Here is a 17,839-nt window from a genome sequence, read left to right on the forward strand (position 1 = left end):
CACAGCGGCCTACAGGCCGGCTTGAGTGGTGTGAAGCAAAGGCAACATCAAGATCAAAATCTACAGCGGGCACGGTCAAATGTGGGAGCTGGCTTGCCTGCGATGGCATCAACTGGGTGTACCTGAAAAACCGAGGTGTCTGCATCGCAGGCAAGCCAGCTCCCACAGAAAAGCAGAGCTGCATCCGTTTCAGATTTCGTTTTCGCTCTGGCTTTTGCTCTGGCTTCTACCACTCAAGCCGGCCTGTAGGCCGCTGTGCTCTTGCTTTTGATCTTGATCTGACTGCCCCAATAAGCCCGAGGCCGAACGCAGGTGGTGCGGAGCGGGTAAACCGGCAGGACGCCGGTTTAGCCGCGCTGGGCTAAGGATGGCCCATCGCGGCGGCCCGCGGAGCAGCGCCGGAGTGAGGGAACACCGAGCCTAGGCGAGGTGCCGACAGGCGGGGCAGAGCCCTTTGCTTACTTTGGGGCTTTTCCAAAGTGAGTCGCTGTAAGAGCGAAACCATAAGTAGCCGTTACCCAAATAACGGATATGTACACCAAAAGCCCCCGGGCGATAGACCCCACCAATCACCCAGTCAGCCCAAGCGATTGGACGCTCTCCCCCCAAGCTTCTAAGCTTGAGGCCTGCGCCACCCAAGAAGCCCGCCCATGATCGTCCGCCCCAAACCCAACCTGCTCGGCATCCTGTTCTCCCTCAAGGGCTCAATCGCCAAGCGCATCGCCCTGCGCAGCCTGCTGGTCACCTTGCTGGCCTCAGTCATCGTGCTGGTAGAAACCCTGCACCCGGCCTACTTCTCGAAGGTCAACGCCACCCCCTTCACTTTGCTGGGCCTGTCGCTGTCAATCTTCATGAGCTTTCGCAACAACGCCTGCTACGACCGCTGGTGGGAAGGCCGCAAACAACTGGGCCAGATGATCATTGAAGTACGCTCGCTGATCCGCGAAACCCAAATTTTCACCACCGCCGAACGCGAAAGCATACTCCGCAGCCTGTGCGGCTTTGCCCATGGCCTGGTCGCCCGCCTGCGCCTGGAAGATGAAGCCCGGGCGATCCAGCCGTGGGCCAGCGTCGAGGCCAGCCACCCGAACCTGCCCGACCGCATCCTGCAAGACCTCGGCGCACGCTGCTCAAAACTGGCCGAACAAGGCCACATCACCGAATGGCGCTACACCCAACTGGAAACCCGGCTGTACGGCCTCAGCCAGGTCCAGGCCTCCTGCGAGCGGATCAAGCACACGCCGCTGCCCTTCCCTTACACCTTGCTGCTGCACCGCACCATCTACCTGTTCTGCATTCTGCTGCCCTTCGCCATGGCCGAGCCGCTGGGCTGGCTGACGCCGGTCTTTACCGCGATCGTCAGCTACACCTTCTTCGGCCTGGACGAAATCGGCGACGACCTCGAAGACCCGTTCGGCTTCGACGAAAACGACTTGCCCTGTAACGCCATCGTCCGCACCCTGGAACGCGAGATTCTCGCCGCCCTCGGCGAAACCGAGTTGCCGCCGGCCCTTGAACCGATTGAATTCGTGCTGACGTGATGCGGGTTTGACAGTCGCGGTGACCTGACCGAAGCTGATGGCTTTGCACTAGCTCCCCAGCTTTCGGACGCCTGCATGTCAAAGTCACGCCGTTACTCCATCATCGGCCTGTGCGCCCTGTTGTTTATCGTCGCAATCACCTGGTATTTCACCCGTACACCCCCGGTGGTCGTGCCTCCGGCCATCGCCCACGGTTACGCCAAGGCCTTGAAACAGGCACATAACGGCGAACCCGGCGCCGCCCGCGTGCTGTATCAGCAGCTGGGGCGCCCGGACCTGTCCGACGTGCGCCGCGCCGCCTTGCATGCCGAATTGCCCAACTATCCCAGCCCCCAGGCCCTGAAGCTGGCGGACAAGGACCTGGCCAACGACGCGCCAATGGTGCGCGAGGCGGCGATCCACAGCATCGTCGGCCTGGTGCCCAGCGGCCAGCGCACGCTGTTGCTCGGCCCGCTGCTGGATGACCCGGAACAAAGCGTTCGGTTTGCTGCGGCCAATGCCCTGTTGGGGCTGTCCCCCGACACCCTGGGGCTGTACTTCGGCCCATTGCAGCAAGTGCTCGACGAATACGTGAAGTTGCTCAAGGGCCAGCCCGAAAGCCCCGAAGGCTGGATTCAACTGGCGCGCCTGTACATTCACAGCGCGCTGCTGCCCGATGCACAAAACGCCCTGGAACAGGCGATGCGCCTGCAACCGGACAATCTGCAGGCGGTGGTCGCACAAATCGAATTGCTGGATAAACAGGGCAAGGTCGACGAGTCCCGCCAGCTCCTGGCCAGGCAGCTGCAGGCCCATCCCGATTCGGCTTACCTGCAACATGCCTTGGGCATGTGGCTGCTGCACCATGGGGAACGCCCTTTTGCCCTGCTCAGCCTGTCCCGGGCGGTGGAGCTGGAACCGAACAATCAGGACTACCGCTACGACCTGGCCACCACCCTGCACGCCCAGCAGGAAGTGGAAGCCGCCCAGCGCCAACTGGAAGAAATCGTCCAGCGCAACCCGGCCAATCGCAAGGCGCGGGTATTGCTGGTCAACTACTGGAAAGAAACCGGCCAGTTGCAGAACGTCCAGGTCTTGCTGGCGCAGCTTGAACAGCAGAACCCGGACGACCCGGCGCTGCAACAAGGCCTGTAAACGCTGTAATTGATACAAAACGTTGAACCGCTACACGGCGCCACGGTCAAGTAAATATGGCGCGCCCCAGCGGGTGCTGCCCCCTACTGATACGTGACCCGAGGGCACTTCTTGTCTACATCCAAAGAGCTGTTCACAGCAAAGGCGGCCACCGGTATTGAAGGTCTGGACGACATTCTTGCCGGGGGGCTTTCACGCAGCCACCTGTTCCTGCTCGAAGGTGAACCAGGCACCGGTAAAACGACGGTAGCCCTGCACTTCCTCCAGGCAGGCGCCCGCAATGGCGAACGTTCGCTCTACATCACCCTGTCGGAAACCGAACGCGAGTTGCGCCAGGGTGCCAAGTCCCACGGGTGGGACCTGGACGAACACATTCATATCTTCGAGCTCACGCCGCCGGAAAGCCTGCTCAATGCCGAGCACCAGCAGAGCCTGCTGTACTCCTCGGACCTTGAGCTGGGTGAAGCCACCCGGCAGATTTTCGAAGTGGTGGAACGGGTCAAACCCACCCGCGTGGTCATCGACAGCCTTTCGGAAATCCGCTTGCTGGCCCAAAGCTCCCTGCGCTATCGCCGGCAAATCCTCGCGATCAAGCATTACTTCGTGCGCTACGATGCCACGGTGTTGCTGCTGGACGACCTGACCACCGAGTCCCTCGATAAAACCGTACACAGCGTGGCCCACGGCGTGATTCGCCTGGAAGAACTGACCCCCAACTACGGCGCCGAACGCCGGCGCGTGCGGATAGTGAAATACCGTGGCCAGAAGTACCGCGGCGGCTTTCACGACTTCACCATCATGGAAGACGGCGTGCATGTATTCCCGCGCCTGGTGGCAGCCGAGCACCGTGGCGGCTATAACCGTCAAACCTTGACCAGCGGCATCGGCGAGATGGATGCCTTGTTGGGCGGAGGGATCGAAACCGGTTCCAGCACCTTGATCCTGGGCCCGGCCGGTACCGGCAAATCGCTGATCTCGATGATCTTCGCCGCCGCTGCCGTCGCCCGGGGCGAGAAAGCCGCGCTGTTCATTTTTGATGAAGAGTTGGGGCTGCTGTTCGAGCGCATGAAGAACATGGGCATCGACCTGGAAGCCCTGCAAGGCACCGGCAACCTGCTGATCGAGCAAGTCGACGCCGCCGAACTGTCCCCCGGCGAATTCTCCCACCGGGTGCGCCGCTGCGTGGATGAACGCGGGATCAAGACGGTGGTGATCGACAGCGTCAACGGCTACCAGGCCGCGATGCCGGAAGAAAACGCGCTGATCCTGCACATGCACGAACTGCTGCTGTACCTCAACCGTCGTGGCGCCGCGACCTTCATGACCGTGGCCCAGCACGGGCTGGTGGGCGACATGCAGGCGCCGGTGGACATCACCTACCTGGCCGACACCGTGATCCTGCTGCGTTACTTCGAAGCCCTCGGCAAAGTCCGCCGGGCCATCTCGATCATCAAGAAACGTACGGGCAGCCACGAATCGACGATTCGCGAATACCGCATCGGCGGCCGAGGCATGACCATCGGCGAACCCCTCGACGCGTTCCAGGGTGTGTTGCGTGGCGTCCCCACCTACATGGGCACCGATAACCCGCTGCTCAAGGAAGAAGGTTCGTGAGTGGCGCACCCGCCATCTCCGAGCGGGCAATCATCCTGGCGCCACTGGGCCGCGACAGCACTCTGGCGCTGATGATGCTCAACGAGGCGGGCTTCAGCGGCATCGTCGCCGGCCACCTGCAGATGCTGTGCGACGAACTGGAACAGGGCGCCGGGTTGCTGATCGTCGCGGCCGAGGCCATGCACGGCATCGACCTGGAACCGCTGCTGACTCATTTGCAGCATCAGCCGGCATGGTCGGACTTGCCCATCGTGCTGATGACCCATCATGGCGGCAGCGAACAGAACGGCTCATCGCGCTTGAGTACGCTGCTGGGCAACGTCACCTTCCTGGAACGGCCGTTCCATCCGGTGACCCTGATCAGCCTCGTGACCACGGCGCTGCGTGGTCGCCGGCGGCAATACGAAGCCCGAGACCGTCTGATCGACCTGAGCCAGAGCGAACAACGTCTGCAAAGTACGCTGGAAACCCTCGAACAGCAGGTGGAAGAACGCACCGCACAGCTGCGCAATAACGAAGAAGCGCTGCGCCAGTCACAGAAAATGGAAGCTGTGGGCCAATTGACCGGCGGTATTGCCCATGACTTCAACAACATGCTCACCGGTATCATCGGCAGCCTTGAGTTGCTGCGACGGCGGGTGGCCCGAGGGCGCATCGACGACCTCGACAGCCTGATCGACCTGGGCGTGACCTCGGCCAACCGCGCCGCCGCCCTCACCCACCGCCTACTGGCGTTCTCCCGGCGCCAGTCACTGGATTCAAAACCGGTGCAGATCAACCAACTGGTGGCCTCCATGGGCGAGCTGCTGCAACGCAGCCTCAACGAGAGCATTGCGCTGGACATAAGGCTGAGCGAGCAGCTGTGGACCGCCGAGGTCGACCCCAACCAACTCGAAAGCGCCCTGCTCAACCTCGCAATCAACGCCCGGGACGCCATGCCCAGTGGCGGCCAACTGGTGGTGGAAACCACCAATCGTCACCTCGACAACGTGTTTACGGCGGCCTACGGCACCCTCACTCCCGGTGACTACGTGGAGCTGAGCGTAAGCGACACCGGCTGCGGCATGCCCGAAAGCGTGATCAGCCGCGCCTTTGACCCGTTCTTCACCACCAAGCCGATTGGCCAGGGCACGGGCCTGGGGCTGTCGATGATTTATGGCTTTGCCCGCCAGTCCCATGGCCACGTGACGATTCACAGCGTGGTCGGCGAAGGCACCACCGTCAGCCTGTTCCTGCCGCGTTTCGTGGGCGAAATAATCGCTGATGAAACGCCCAACCCCGCCTTGCTGCCCTTCGCCAATGCGGGCGAAACCGTGCTGATCGTCGAAGACGACCCGGCCGTTCGGGTGCTGGTCAGCGCCGTGTTGAGTGAGTTGGGCTATGCGTTTGTGGAAGCCGGTGACGCCGACAGCGCCATGCCGATCATCGAGTCCAGCCAGCGGATTGACCTGTTGATCAGTGACGTTGGCCTGCCCGGCATGAATGGCCGGCAACTCGCGGAAATCGGCCGCCAGGTGCGCCCGGACTTGAAGGTGCTGTTTATCACCGGCTATGCGGAGCATGCGGCCGTGCGTGGGGGTTTTCTGGACCCCGGCATGCAGATGATCACCAAGCCGTTCACCTTTGATTTGTTGACGGCGAAGGTGCGGGAGATGATCAGGGAGTGAAGTAGGCACAGCAAAACCCGGCAATCATTGCTTGCCAGCGGATTGGAATCGTCACCGCGAATTTGGGTACGAAGGTTTACACCTCGGAGAGCGAAATTTTTCCGAGGCGTGTCCTATACATACTTGATGAGCGAAAGCCATGACCATTGCCGCCTCCCGCGTTAATCCCTTTTTTCAACAGACCATCAATGCCGAGGCCCAGCAGCCCTCGAGCCGCCGGCCACGGGCTGCGGAGACTGGCCCCACCGAAGCAGGTGCACAAGCCAAAGGCAACAGTGAGTTGGCGGAGCTTTTTGCGCAGGTGCTACGCACGGCGCAAAGCACCGGGACGTTTAACGACATTCAGAACATTCCCCCCGCCTCTGCCTTCGGTCAATGGTGGTCACACCTGCACAATGCGATGAAGAACCCGCTCTTTGTCGGCTGGGCAACAGAAAAGGGAATAGATCGTACAAAATCCATAGAGATCAATCACAAAGAAAACTCCATCACGGCTCTCGTTGGCGGTAAGCGCAGAGTGTTTTCGGGCAGCACTGAAGGCTATGGGTGGGCGTCGATGATGGAGCCGATCCTGCAAGCAGCAAAAGCACTGACGTCCGCCTCTCCTTATATTATTTACTCCCCCGCAACCCCTACATCAGCGAGTTACCGGGCAGTGGCCGACTTCTATGGCGAAGGCCGCGGCGGCTTTAACAGGGAGGGCGCCGGCGCTCGCGCAGCGGAACTGGAACAAACCAAGACCTTTGACCTCGCAGAACCTGCGGCCAGGCGATCCGAAGACAACCTGCAGCACGAAAAGACCAGGCTGGCCGACATCCACGACCAGTGGCAGATCACTCTCAAACTGGTTGACGTCATGCTCCGGGCGGAAGATGAGTCCGAAAAGCTGATGCGTCGCACGAAGCTACCGCCCTATCATCATTTGTATCTAACGCCGACGTTGGTTAACGCTCGATTGGAGCACTTCATTCGCAATCAATTGAGCAACACCACCATAACCCTGCATGCCGACTCGCCCCACCGGCAGTGGGAGGAAGATGCCACCGTCAGCCTCGAAAAATACATCGGGGACAACGCTTGGGACATGCCCAAGAGCCGCGATGATCTTTACAGCCTCGGCCAGTTTCTGACCACCGCCCCCCTTTCCCAGCCCCCCCTGGGGAACCTCGGTGGAGCGTTGTCCTGGCCGACCCCGTGGAGCGATGACGATCGGCGGAACGTGAAAAACGCCCTGAGACAAAACACTCTGGGTATCAGTGGCCTGGACAACTATGACGAGCCTAAAGGGGTGCTGGGCTATCTGACCCACCAACAAGATTACGCGCCCTACCAATTGCGAAACCGGGAGCAGTTTATTCAAACCCTCCTGGCTACGCCCAAGGCTCAGGCGCTTGGCCTGGCGCTGCAGGAAAAGTTTGAAGGCGTATCGACCCCCAATAGCATCAACGACTGGACGCTGGCGGCCCTCAGCGCCACCCTGGATGAAGAATCCGACGATAGATCCACGTCGAGTCCCGCCAGGACGACCGTGGCCGGTTTTGATCTGGCGCGTTCTGAGCATTGGGGCAAGCCCCCTTCAGCCACTGTCACCGAGTTGGCTGAACACCTCGTCGACACGGGGCGGGCCAGCGCGCAGATGGCGCCTATTGCGGCCCACCTGTTGCTGGCACATAGGGCGCCTGCGTATGTGGTCAAGGAGATCCCCGATACTGTGACCTACGGCTCACATACCTGGGTGAGCTTCAGTACCGCCGTGGCGCGTATAGAAGCCCAAGCACCTGGCTCAACCGCGCGCATGACCTTTGCACAAGTCATGATGCGAAACGACATCGCGCCCGTCACCGACCAGGACCGGCACGTCGAGCAAAGGGCTCAATGGGAGGCACTTAAAGACTGGGGTGTTGCCAACGGGATAACCCCGTTGAACCCCCAGGATCAATACACCGATGATCAGATGCGCCGCGTTTCCAGCGCATTCAATCATCAGGTCGACACGTTGAGTGAGGCCTCAAAAACCCTATCGACCCCCATGCCCGAACGCGAGGAGATGGCGCTCGCGCAGCTCAGGCGTGTGTATGGTAATCGGATTCCGTTCGAGGAAAAGTGCATCACAACGTTCCCGGAGCGTCGTGACTACCCAGGGCCCTATTCAGTGCTGGATCTTTACCTCAAGGGTTACCTCCATTCTCGCCCAGCTGAAATCCACGATTGGGAGTCGTCAGGCACAAAGTTTCATATTCGCGATATCCAGGCCAACGCCGACCAACTTCCCGATATCAATGAGCAATTTAAAACTGCAATGTCAGCCTACTTTCCCGCGATCGAAAAAGCGATTGGCGCTCAAGTCGCCCACCTGATTAACACGATGCCTATTGAGGGCAGAAAAAATATTGATCAGTGGAAAATCACCCCGCTCTCGGAATACAACATCACTCAATCACCCTTTGGCCAAATCGTTGAAACAAAAGTACCCAATACCCTCCTGGTAAAAGCGGAACTCGACGGTGCCGAACATGTTTATGAAATCAACCTGCGTACAAACACTACGCGCAAACGTGATGAGCTGAAGGGCCATCCACTGGGGCCGCAATTTTATGCCGATGGGCATAGCCGCCGCAGGACCATGCTGAAAGCAGTTGAGCCTGCCGGCAGCTACTCGCCAAACGTCACCGACAAAAAACATTCGACCGCTACGCCCAACAGCTTTACAAGCGAGAAGACCCGATACATCGCCGGCGCGATGATCGAAAATGTCGGAATCCGCGAGCTGGAGCATGCGGCCAAGGGCATGACAACCTTCGACACCGAGGTCCCCTTCTACAAAAAAGTCCAGGAATTCATGCTGAATCTTATCCCGCTGCGTTCGGCCATCCAGAACTTTCAAGAAGGCAACATTGGCGACGGCATCGTTGACTTGGCGTTCGATGCCTTCGGCTTTGTCTTGGGGGTCGGGGCTGCGGCCAAGGCCGCAAAGGCAGTACAAGCAGGTGTATCCCTTGGCAGAAATATAGGCGCTGCAACCCGGTCAGGTGCATCCCTCGCCAGAAAAATTGCCCATGGGGCAAAAATCATCGGGCGCGGCGCCATTGGCGCCATCAACCCCCTGGATGGAGTTGTCGATCTTGGCGTCGGTGCTTTCAGGTTGGGAAAGGCAGGGCTCAAGGGCGCAAGAAACGCCTTCAGGAAGGTCACGCACGCCGCCGATGCCTATGATCTCGTGAGCGCCAGCAAGCGTTTCGACTCATCCTCATTCGGTACCTTCAAGCAAGGCAATAACATTGTGCAAGGCCCGGCGGTTCTTCAGGACGGGAAATGGTTCCACTATAACCCCGCCACCCGTCAACCCTACGGTACTGCCCTGCAAGACTTTGTTCCCTCCGCGACGTCAGATACGGAGATGCTCGCAAAATGGGCCACGGCGGACGGTATCGTCAAGAAGGTGGATGAAGCCGTTGTCAATCATTGGAAAAAAACCGTTAACACGCATCGAGACGGGCCTGGAAAAGCAGCGTTTGACCGCGGTTACTCCACTGGAAACCCTGAGACGATAAAGGGCTTCTCCAATAATATAAAAGCGGCAGGTATCATGAAACTGGCCGCAGACAAGAACATCACGGCTGAGCAAGTCGGTATGCTGGTCAGGAAATACGACGATCTCTCCTACGAACTGGGCCGGACCGGATCAGCGAGATTTATCGACAATATCGAGCCGCGTTTCGGAGACGTCATACCTATCCCACAAGTCCTGTACTTCTCCCAAACAATGCAATTGTCTGATGGGCAATGTGCTGCACTTTCGCGCGTCATGGCAAACGCCGCTGCAGAAGGTAAGGAACAGATATTAATCAAAAACATGGTCCTCGCAGCGGCATTTCCGGCAGGCCCGGCTTCCAGGGCATTTATCACGAAGCTTAGTAAGCTCCAAACCCAAGTGGGTGCGCGAAGTGCCTTCCATGCAGGCCAACCCGTACGACAGCTTTCAGTTAAAAGCATGGTCAGGGAACTGGCCGACTCCACTGTTTCAAAGTCAGTCATGATCGACTCTCCAGGCCATGCAATGGCGGCAGGGGTAAAAATCGATGGCACCCGCAAAACCTATTACTTTTATGATCCCAATTTTGGCATTGCGAATTTCTCAAGCGCGGAGGCGATGGAAAAAGGACTGGAAAAACTGACTCGCGATAAAAAATTGGTTCCGCAGTATAAAACCCACAGTACCGACCCTAATAAGTTGGAGTTCCAAGTTTTTAACCATGCAGACGATTGGCAGCAGAAAAACAGTGTTTTGGGTAAGGATGTTAAAGCACTGTATGACGCGCCAATACTTGTCCAGCCACCCAGCGTGAGAAGTGCTGAACGGTTCATAGACAATCTACTTAAGCAGCGTCTCGCTCAGCCCGGAACCCCGCCCTCCATTAAAACCCTGGGCGAGCTCAAAAGTGCGGACTTTGATATCCCACCCCAAATATATCGGGCTCATACGGCGGCTAACGACACCGCCGCAACCGGCCTCAGGCGTGCGGCGGGTGCCATAGCTTCCGGAGATGATTACCTCGCTGCCATTATCCAACACACTGCCCGGACAGGAGGCAGTAGTGGCGAAGTCATGTCTTTCAGCGCAAAAAAGGCAAAGGCCGAGAGCTTCGCCACGATGTACTCGACCGAAGATACTAAAGTGCCTGTCTTTACTGTCGACACCACGCAAGACCCTGGAGCCTTTCGTACAGTTGCCGACATCATTCTGAAGGATGGCGAACGCCTGATAGCCCAGAAGAAAATTACGAAAGCAACACTTTTGCAAGCCATTGAGAAATTGCATCTGCAGGAAGCTGAGGTGTTTTATATCAAAGGAGATGTACCCGCGGCATTTATCGCGGGTTAGTTTTAAACACTCCGTAACCCACTCGACTCAGACGCCTGAGTCGGTGGTCACCAAGCCACTTACGGAAGCCATGACCATTGCGGCTTCCCGCGTTACTTCCGATTCGCAACGCTGGTTCCCGTTTAAGCCAACAACCGCTGAATGTGCTCCTGCAACGTATCCAGATCAAACGGCTTGGCCAGAATCGGTGCGTTGCGGGTGATCGGGCTGTTGCAGTCGAGAATTTCCTGCGGGTAGCCGCTGATAAAGATCACCTTCAATTCCGGTCGCAGCTTGATCGCGGGCTCGGCGATCTGCACGCCGGAGATGCCGCCCGGCAGGCGATAGTCGGTCACCATCAGGTCCAGGTGCGGCTTGGTGGCCAGGATTTCAAATGCCTGCTCACCGTCAATCGCCTTCAATACCCGGTACCCGAGGCCCGACAGGTACTCACCCAACACAAACATAATCGACTCGTCATCTTCGACGATCAGAACCACATCTTGCGCATCTTCACTCATGGGAAGCCTTTGTCCGGTCAATTGCTGCTGATACGACCATAGGGTCACGCAGAGGTTGCGTCGGATTCACGATTGATTTCACGCCCCGGCCTCCAGGGGCAAACAGACGCGAAACAGGGCGCCTTCGCCTATCCGGCTTTCAACTTCGATAGTACCGCCGTGGGCCGCGATAATCTGTTCGGAGATAAACAGGCCTAGGCCCAGGCCCGCCACCGCATGGCTGGCCGACACCCGCTCGAACTGCTGGAAAATCCGCTTCTGGTTGTCTTCGCTGATACCAATCCCGTGGTCCCGCACCTCGACGCGCGCCTCCCCGTGCTTGGCATACACCCGCACTTCCACCGGGCTCTTGGCCCCGTAACGCAGGGCATTGGTCAGCAGGTTGGACACCACTTGCTCGATACGGAACTCGTCCCAGTTGCCCACGACCGGGCCTTCTTCGATCCATTTCACCGAGGACTCGGCCGCGGCGACTTGCGGGGCAAAGTTCTCCAGCAGGTTGCGCACCAGTTGCGTCAGGTCAAAGCGCCCTGGGCGAATGGACAGCTTGCCGGTGCGGATGCGCGACACGTCGAGCATGTCTTCGATCAAGCGGATCAGGCTCTGGATCTGCCGCTCATCGCGGTCGACCATGGCGTGCATCTTGTCCAGGGTGAACGCGGCGGCGTTGTCCCGGGCCAGGTGCATCTTGCGCAATTGGGTTTCCAGGATCAGCCCGTTCAGGGGCGTGCGCACTTCGTGGGCAACGATCGACATGAAGTCGTCACGCATGCGCACCGCCTGCTCAAGCTCGGCCTGGGTCGCCTGCAAGCGCGTCAACAAGGCTTCCTGCTCGCGACGGCTCTGCTCCAGGGCTTCCACCTGCAGCTTCATCGCCTTGCTCTGGCGGTAGAGGTCGACGAACACATTGACCTTGCTCTTGACCGCATGGATATCCAGCGGCTTGTGCAGGAAGTCCACGGCACCGCTTTCGTAGCCCTTGAACGCATAGTTGAGTTCACGGCCGGCGGCGCTGACAAACACGATGGGGATGTTCTTGGTCTTTTCGGTGCCACGCATCAACTCGGCCAGTTCGAAGCCGTTCATGCCCGGCATCTGCACGTCGAGAATGGCCATGGCGAACTCGTGTTCCAACAGCAGCGACAAGGCCTCGTCGGCGCTCAGTGCCTTGTAGACCTGACGGTCCTCGCGCTTGATCAGCGCTTCAAGGGCCAGCAGGTTTTCCGGCAGATCGTCAACGATCAGCAGTTTGGCCTGGACAGTACTTAACATGGGGACGATTCCAGGGAGGCCAGCAACTCGCCGATGCGGCTCAAAGTGAGGATATAGTCAGGTTCATGCAGCGCCAGGGCAGCCCGGGGCATCACGGCGACCCGTGCCTCCAAGGGGTCCTGGACCACGGTGATGCCTGCGCACTGCTTGACGTGGGCCAGGCCCCGGGCGCCGTCCTGGTTGGCCCCCGTCAGCAGGACCGCCAGCAAGCCCTCGCCATAGACGTCGGCCGCCGATTCGAACAGGTAGTCAATGGCGGGCCGGGAATGGTGCACACGGTCCTCCTGGCTCAGGGACAGGCTGCGGTCATGCTCCACCGACAGGTGATAGCCGGGGCCGGCAAAATACAGGGTGCCGGGCTGGATCAGTTCCTTGTCGCGGGCCTCGACCACGCTCATCGACACGCGCCGGTCGAACACTTCCGCCAACTGGCTGCGACGCTCGTCTGGCAGGTGCAACACGGTGATGATCGGCAGGCTGAAGCTGGCGGGCAAGGCGCTGAAGATACTCAGCAACGCCTCGACCCCGCCTGCGGAAGCGCCGATCACAATAGCCTCGATCCCGGATACCGGGCTGGCAGCAGCTTGGTTCATAATTTTCGGTAGATCCGTTCTTGCTTGACCAGGGGTTCGAACCGTTTGCTGTAGGCCGAGAAATCCAGGGTTTCCTTGCTGCCCAGCACCAGGAAGCCGCGATGGCACAGCGACTCATGAAACAATCCAAACGCCCGATCCTGCAACTTTTTATTGAAATAAATCAGTACGTTACGACATGAAATTAATTGAGTTTCTGAGAATACGCTGTCCGTCGCCAGGCTGTGATCGGCGAAGGTCACGTTCTCGCGCAGGGTCTTGTCAAAGATCGCGTGATCGTAAGCCGCGGTGTAGTAATCGGCAAATGAACATCGCCCACCGGCCTGCTGGTAGTTGTGGGTATACGCGCGGATGTTCTCCAGGGAAAAAATCCCCTGCTTGGCTTTTTCCAGGGAGCGGGGATTGATGTCGGTGGCATAGATGATGGTGCGCTCCAGCAACCCCTCCTCCCGCAGCAGGATGGCCATGGAGTAAACCTCTTCCCCGGTGCTGCAGCCCGCGATCCAGATCTTGATCGACGGGTAGGTCTTGAGCAGCGGCACCACTTCCTGGCGAATCGCGAGGAAGTGCGAAGGGTCGCGAAACATCTCGCTGACGGGAATGGTCAGGAACTGCAGTAACTGCATGAACGCCGTCGGGTCGTGCAGCACCCGCTCCTGCAAGGCCGAGATGGTATTGCAGTCGAACTGGCGCAGGGCATGGGCCACGCGGCGCTTTACCGACGCGCCGGAGTAATCGCGAAAGTCATAGCTGTACTTGAGGTAAATAGCCTCGATCAGCAAGCGCAGTTCAATATCGGTGCTTCGTTCCAATTAGCGTCTTTCCACTTAAATGCGTTCCATCTTCGGGAGCCATACCCGAATCAACGAAAACAATCGGTCAAGGTCGATGGGCTTGGCCAGGTAATCGTTGGAGCCCGCTGCCAGGCAGCGCTCCTGATCGTCCTTCATGGCCTTGGCCGTTACCGCGATGATCGGCAGTTTGCGCCAGCGCGGGTCCTGGCGGATCAAGGCCGTGGCCTCGTAACCGTCCATCTCCGGCATCATCACGTCCATCAACACCAGGTCGATGTCATCGACCTCATTGAGCTTCTCGATCGCCTCGCGGCCGTTACGGCCAATGACGACAATCGCGCCCTTGTGTTCCAGGGCGCTGGTGAGGGCGAAGATATTGCGCACATCGTCATCCACCAGCAGCACCTTGCGCCCCTCGAAGACCTTGTCGCGACTGCGGGCGGTCCTGAGCATTGTCTGGCGTTCATGGGACAACTTGGATTCGACTTTGTGCAGAAAGAGTGTCACTTCGTCCAGCAGGCGCTCGGGAGAGCGTGCGCCCTTGATGATGATCGAGCGCGAATACTTGCGCAGTTCGGCCTCTTCGTCCCGGGTCAGGTTGCGCCCGGTGTAGACGATTACCGGCGGGAACGAACAGATGTCTTCGGTGGACATGCGCTTGAGCAACTCGTTACCGAGCATGTCCGGCAGCTTGAGGTCGATGATCATGCAGTCGTAGATATTGTTGCGCAGCAGGTCCAGGGCTTCCTGGGCGAAGCCAACGGCAGTGATCTCGATGTCATCGTCGCCGATCAGGCGGGCAATGCTGTCGCGCTGCAAGTCGTCGTCTTCCACCAGCAGAACGCGCTTGACCTTTTGCGTCAGCTTGGCCTCCAGGCGCGCAAAGACATCCTTGAGCTCTTCACGGGTGGTCGGCTTGACCGCATACCCCACGGCTCCCATGTGCATGGCCGCCTCGACGCGGTCTTCGACGGAAATCACGTGCACCGGGATGTGCCGGGTCCCGGCGTGTTCCTTGAGGCGTTGCAGCACGGTCAGGCCGGAGTGGTCCGGCAGGCGCATGTCCAGCAGGATGGCGTCGGGAATGTACTGTTCCGCCAGGCTGTAGCCTTCGTCCGCGCCATGGGCCACCAGGCAGTGGTAACCGAGTTCATGGGCGAGGTCGAACAGAATGCGCGCAAAATTCGGCTCGTCTTCCACCACCAGGATGCAGCGGGTGGTAAACGGTGCCTTGTCACGGTCATCGATGAAGCGCGGGATCTGCGCCGCGTCGGCGACAGGCAGCGGCGAAACCTTGACCGGGGCCGGCGCGGGGGCCGGGACTACCACACGCGGCGCCTCGATGGCCGGTGCGTCTGCGTCACGCTCAACGTAGTGTTCCGGCAGCACCAGGGTGAAGACGCTGCCCTGGCCCGGCTCACTGGTCACACTGATGTAGCCGCCCAGCAGGCTGGCCAGGTCACGGGAGATCGACAACCCCAGGCCGGTACCGCCGTAACGGCGGTTGGTGGTGCCATCGGCCTGGCGAAAGGCTTCGAAGATGCTTTCCTGCTGGTCCGGCGCAATTCCGATCCCTGAGTCGCGCACGGTGAAGGCAATGCCCTCGTCCGGCTGGCGGGAGACCGTCAGGCTGACCTGGCCCTTCTCGGTGAACTTGACCGCGTTGGACAGCAGGTTCTTCAGAATCTGCTCCAGGCGCTGGCGGTCGGTGTACAGCATGTGCGGTGAACCTTCCTGCACCTGCATCTGGAACCCGAGTTTGCGGTCGGCCGCCAGGGGCTCGAACATCCCGCGCAAACCATCCACCAGGCGCGCGACGCTGGTGTTCTCGGGGCGCATTTCCAGCTTGCCGGCCTCCACCTTGGAGATGTCGAGGATATCGTTGATCAGGTTGAGCAAGTCGTTGCCGGCCGAATAGATCGACTCGGCAAACTTGACCTGTTCGGCGCTGAGGTTTTCCTGGGGGTTCTCTGCCAGCAGCTTGGCCAGGATCAGCGAACTGTTGAGCGGCGTGCGCAGCTCGTGGGACATGTTGGCGAGGAATTCGGACTTGTACTTGCTGGAGCGCTGCAACTCGTCGGCACGCTCTTCCAGCTCGATCTGTACGCGATTGAGCTGGACGTTCTTCTGGTCCATGGCATCGCGCTGTTCGGCCAGGGTCTGGGTCTGCTCGGCCAACTGTTCGTTGGTCTGTTCCAGTTCCGCCTGCTGGGTTTCCAGGTGCGCCTGGGACTCCTTGAGAATGCGTGACTGCTCTTCCAGCTCTTCGTTGGCGGTCTTGAGTTCTTCCTGCTGAACCTGCAGCTCTTCATTGAGCTGTTGGGTTTCGGCCAATACTTCCTGCAAACGCTGGCGATAACGGGCGGCTTCGATGGAGGTGCCGATGTTGTCGGCAATCAACTCCAGCAATTCCACGTCACGTTCATCCAACTCGCGCAAGAAGCCCAGTTCGATCACACCGTTGACCCGGCCATCATCGCTGGTCGGCACCACCAGCACACTGCGGGTTGGGCCCTCGCCCAGGCCTGAACTGACCTTGAAGTAGTCCACCGGTACATCGTCGAGGCGAATCAGGCGGTCCTGGCGGGCCGACTGGCCGACGATGCCCTCATCGTTGTAGATCGACTGTTCCTGCTGCTCTTGCTCACGGGAGAAGCCATAGGTGGCCACCCGAGTGAGGCCGCCGTGCTCTTCACGCACATACAGCGCGGCCACCGCCGAGCCCATGTATTGGGCGAAGAACTGCAACACATTGCGGCCCAGCATGTTCAAGGTCAGCTGGCCCAGCACCTGTTCGGCCAGTTCGGTCTGGCCGTTGCGCAGCCACGCTTGCTGTTCAAGGCGCTTGGCAATCCTCTGTTGCGACTCGAGGTTTTCGCTGTAACTTGTTGATAGTTCTAGTAGATTTTTTCTTCCGATATACGCCAGGATGCCGCTCAGCCCGAGCACAAACACCAGGTACAGGCTGACGCTGATAATGGTGGTGCGAGTGACGTCTTCATTGCGGGTGATGCGGAACTGTTGCTCCATCGCCACCGCCCGGTCGTACTCCTTGCGGATCTCGTCTGTCAGGCTCTTGCCGCGCCCGGCTTTCACGGCCGAGCGGTAGTCGCCGTTCTGGCGCTGCATATCAATCATCGACTGGGCGTAGGTGTTCCACGCCATTTGCAGCGACTCCAGGCGCTTGAGTCGGTCAACCTGCTCCGGGTTATCCGCCACCAGCACCTGCAAGTTGCGCAGGTCGGAGATGATCCGCGGCTTGGCCACTTCGTAAGGGTCGAGGAAATGCTCGTCGCCAGTGATCAGGAAGCCACGCATGCCGGTTTCCAGGTCAACCGTCAGCTTTGAGGTTTCGTTGAGGTTGTTGATCACCCGGTCGGTGTGTTCGACCCACTGGATCACCGACAACAGGTAGGTGATCAGGCACACGAAAAACACCGCGCTGAGCACGCCGACACCCAGGGGCAATGCCACGTTGCGGCTCAACAGTTTACGGAAGCTTTTCTCATCGACTGACGACGCGGGAGTCATGGGGATGCCTTGGCCAAATGCGGAAAAACGAGGAGTTTGCCCCAAAGTCGCGCCTGAGCGCTATTTTTCTGCCAGCATTGGCCACATTTACTGCATAACTCATTGAAAAATATACCAGCGCCCGTGTTTTTCTACAGGTTGCAATGCGCGCTGAAACGCGGCTTCGGCACACCACGATTGAGTAACACCGGAGGACATTCCTACGCATTACCGGCACAATGCCTACCTTGTTTCGGGAACTTGCCGAGATTGACGCAACTCATTAGAGGATGGTCTTTCAACTGATCAAGACCTGTACCCTCCACTTCTCG

At 59.2% G+C, this 17,839-nt stretch carries 10 protein-coding genes; 5 read left to right on the plus strand and 5 right to left on the minus strand.

Annotation, left to right across the window (positions count from 1 at the left end; genetic code table 11):
* The first annotated feature begins 650 nt into the window (after window positions 1-650).
* The 5 genes from P3C29_RS31445 to P3C29_RS31465 all read left to right on the plus strand — a co-directional run bounded on the left by P3C29_RS31445 (window position 651) and on the right by P3C29_RS31465 (window position 10,838).
* On the plus strand, window positions 651-1,541 hold the full coding sequence (locus P3C29_RS31445; protein ID WP_275966342.1) for a bestrophin family protein: 891 nt from the start codon (window positions 651-653) through the stop codon (window positions 1,539-1,541).
* Between the two features lie 75 nt (window positions 1,542-1,616).
* Window positions 1,617-2,675 (plus strand): tetratricopeptide repeat protein, encoded by a 1,059-nt coding sequence (locus P3C29_RS31450; protein ID WP_169388523.1) that lies wholly within the window; start codon window positions 1,617-1,619, stop codon window positions 2,673-2,675.
* 111 nt (window positions 2,676-2,786) lie between these two features.
* Entirely contained in the window at window positions 2,787-4,289 is a 1,503-nt protein-coding gene (locus tag P3C29_RS31455; RefSeq protein WP_201124174.1) for an ATPase domain-containing protein, read from the plus strand.
* A complete protein-coding gene (locus P3C29_RS31460) occupies window positions 4,286-5,956 on the plus strand; it encodes a response regulator (protein ID WP_201124176.1) in 1,671 nt (556 codons plus the stop codon). Before P3C29_RS31455 ends, P3C29_RS31460 begins: the two co-directional genes overlap by 4 nt.
* 139 nt (window positions 5,957-6,095) lie before the next feature.
* The gene (locus P3C29_RS31465) at window positions 6,096-10,838 is read left to right on the plus strand and encodes a YopT-type cysteine protease domain-containing protein (RefSeq protein WP_275966343.1); all 4,743 of its coding nucleotides are present in this window, start codon (window positions 6,096-6,098) and stop codon (window positions 10,836-10,838) included.
* 122 nt (window positions 10,839-10,960) lie between these two features.
* Here the strand turns inward: P3C29_RS31465 and P3C29_RS31470 are convergent, their stop codons facing one another.
* From P3C29_RS31470 to P3C29_RS31490, 5 genes are all read right to left on the minus strand, one after another.
* On the minus strand, window positions 10,961-11,338 hold the full coding sequence (locus P3C29_RS31470) for a response regulator (RefSeq protein ID WP_010171103.1): 378 nt from the start codon (window positions 11,336-11,338) through the stop codon (window positions 10,961-10,963).
* Window positions 11,339-11,416: 78 nt separating this feature from the next.
* Window positions 11,417-12,610 (minus strand): hybrid sensor histidine kinase/response regulator, encoded by a 1,194-nt coding sequence (locus tag P3C29_RS31475; protein WP_275966344.1) that lies wholly within the window; start codon window positions 12,608-12,610, stop codon window positions 11,417-11,419.
* On the minus strand, window positions 12,604-13,203 hold the full coding sequence (locus P3C29_RS31480; RefSeq protein WP_169388527.1) for a chemotaxis protein CheB: 600 nt from the start codon (window positions 13,201-13,203) through the stop codon (window positions 12,604-12,606). Before P3C29_RS31480 ends, P3C29_RS31475 begins: the two co-directional genes overlap by 7 nt.
* Window positions 13,200-14,015, minus strand: a complete 816-nt coding sequence (locus tag P3C29_RS31485; RefSeq protein ID WP_010171106.1) for a protein-glutamate O-methyltransferase CheR — start codon at window positions 14,013-14,015, stop codon at window positions 13,200-13,202. The genes P3C29_RS31480 and P3C29_RS31485 overlap by 4 nt, the downstream gene beginning before the upstream one ends.
* A gap of 15 nt (window positions 14,016-14,030) precedes the next feature.
* Window positions 14,031-17,528, minus strand: a complete 3,498-nt coding sequence (locus P3C29_RS31490) for a response regulator (protein ID WP_275966345.1) — start codon at window positions 17,526-17,528, stop codon at window positions 14,031-14,033.
* Between the last annotated feature and the right edge of the window lie 311 nt (window positions 17,529-17,839).

It is taken from the genome of Pseudomonas sp. 1912-s (assembly GCF_029269205.1).
Taxonomy (GTDB): Bacteria; Pseudomonadota; Gammaproteobacteria; order Pseudomonadales; family Pseudomonadaceae; genus Aquipseudomonas.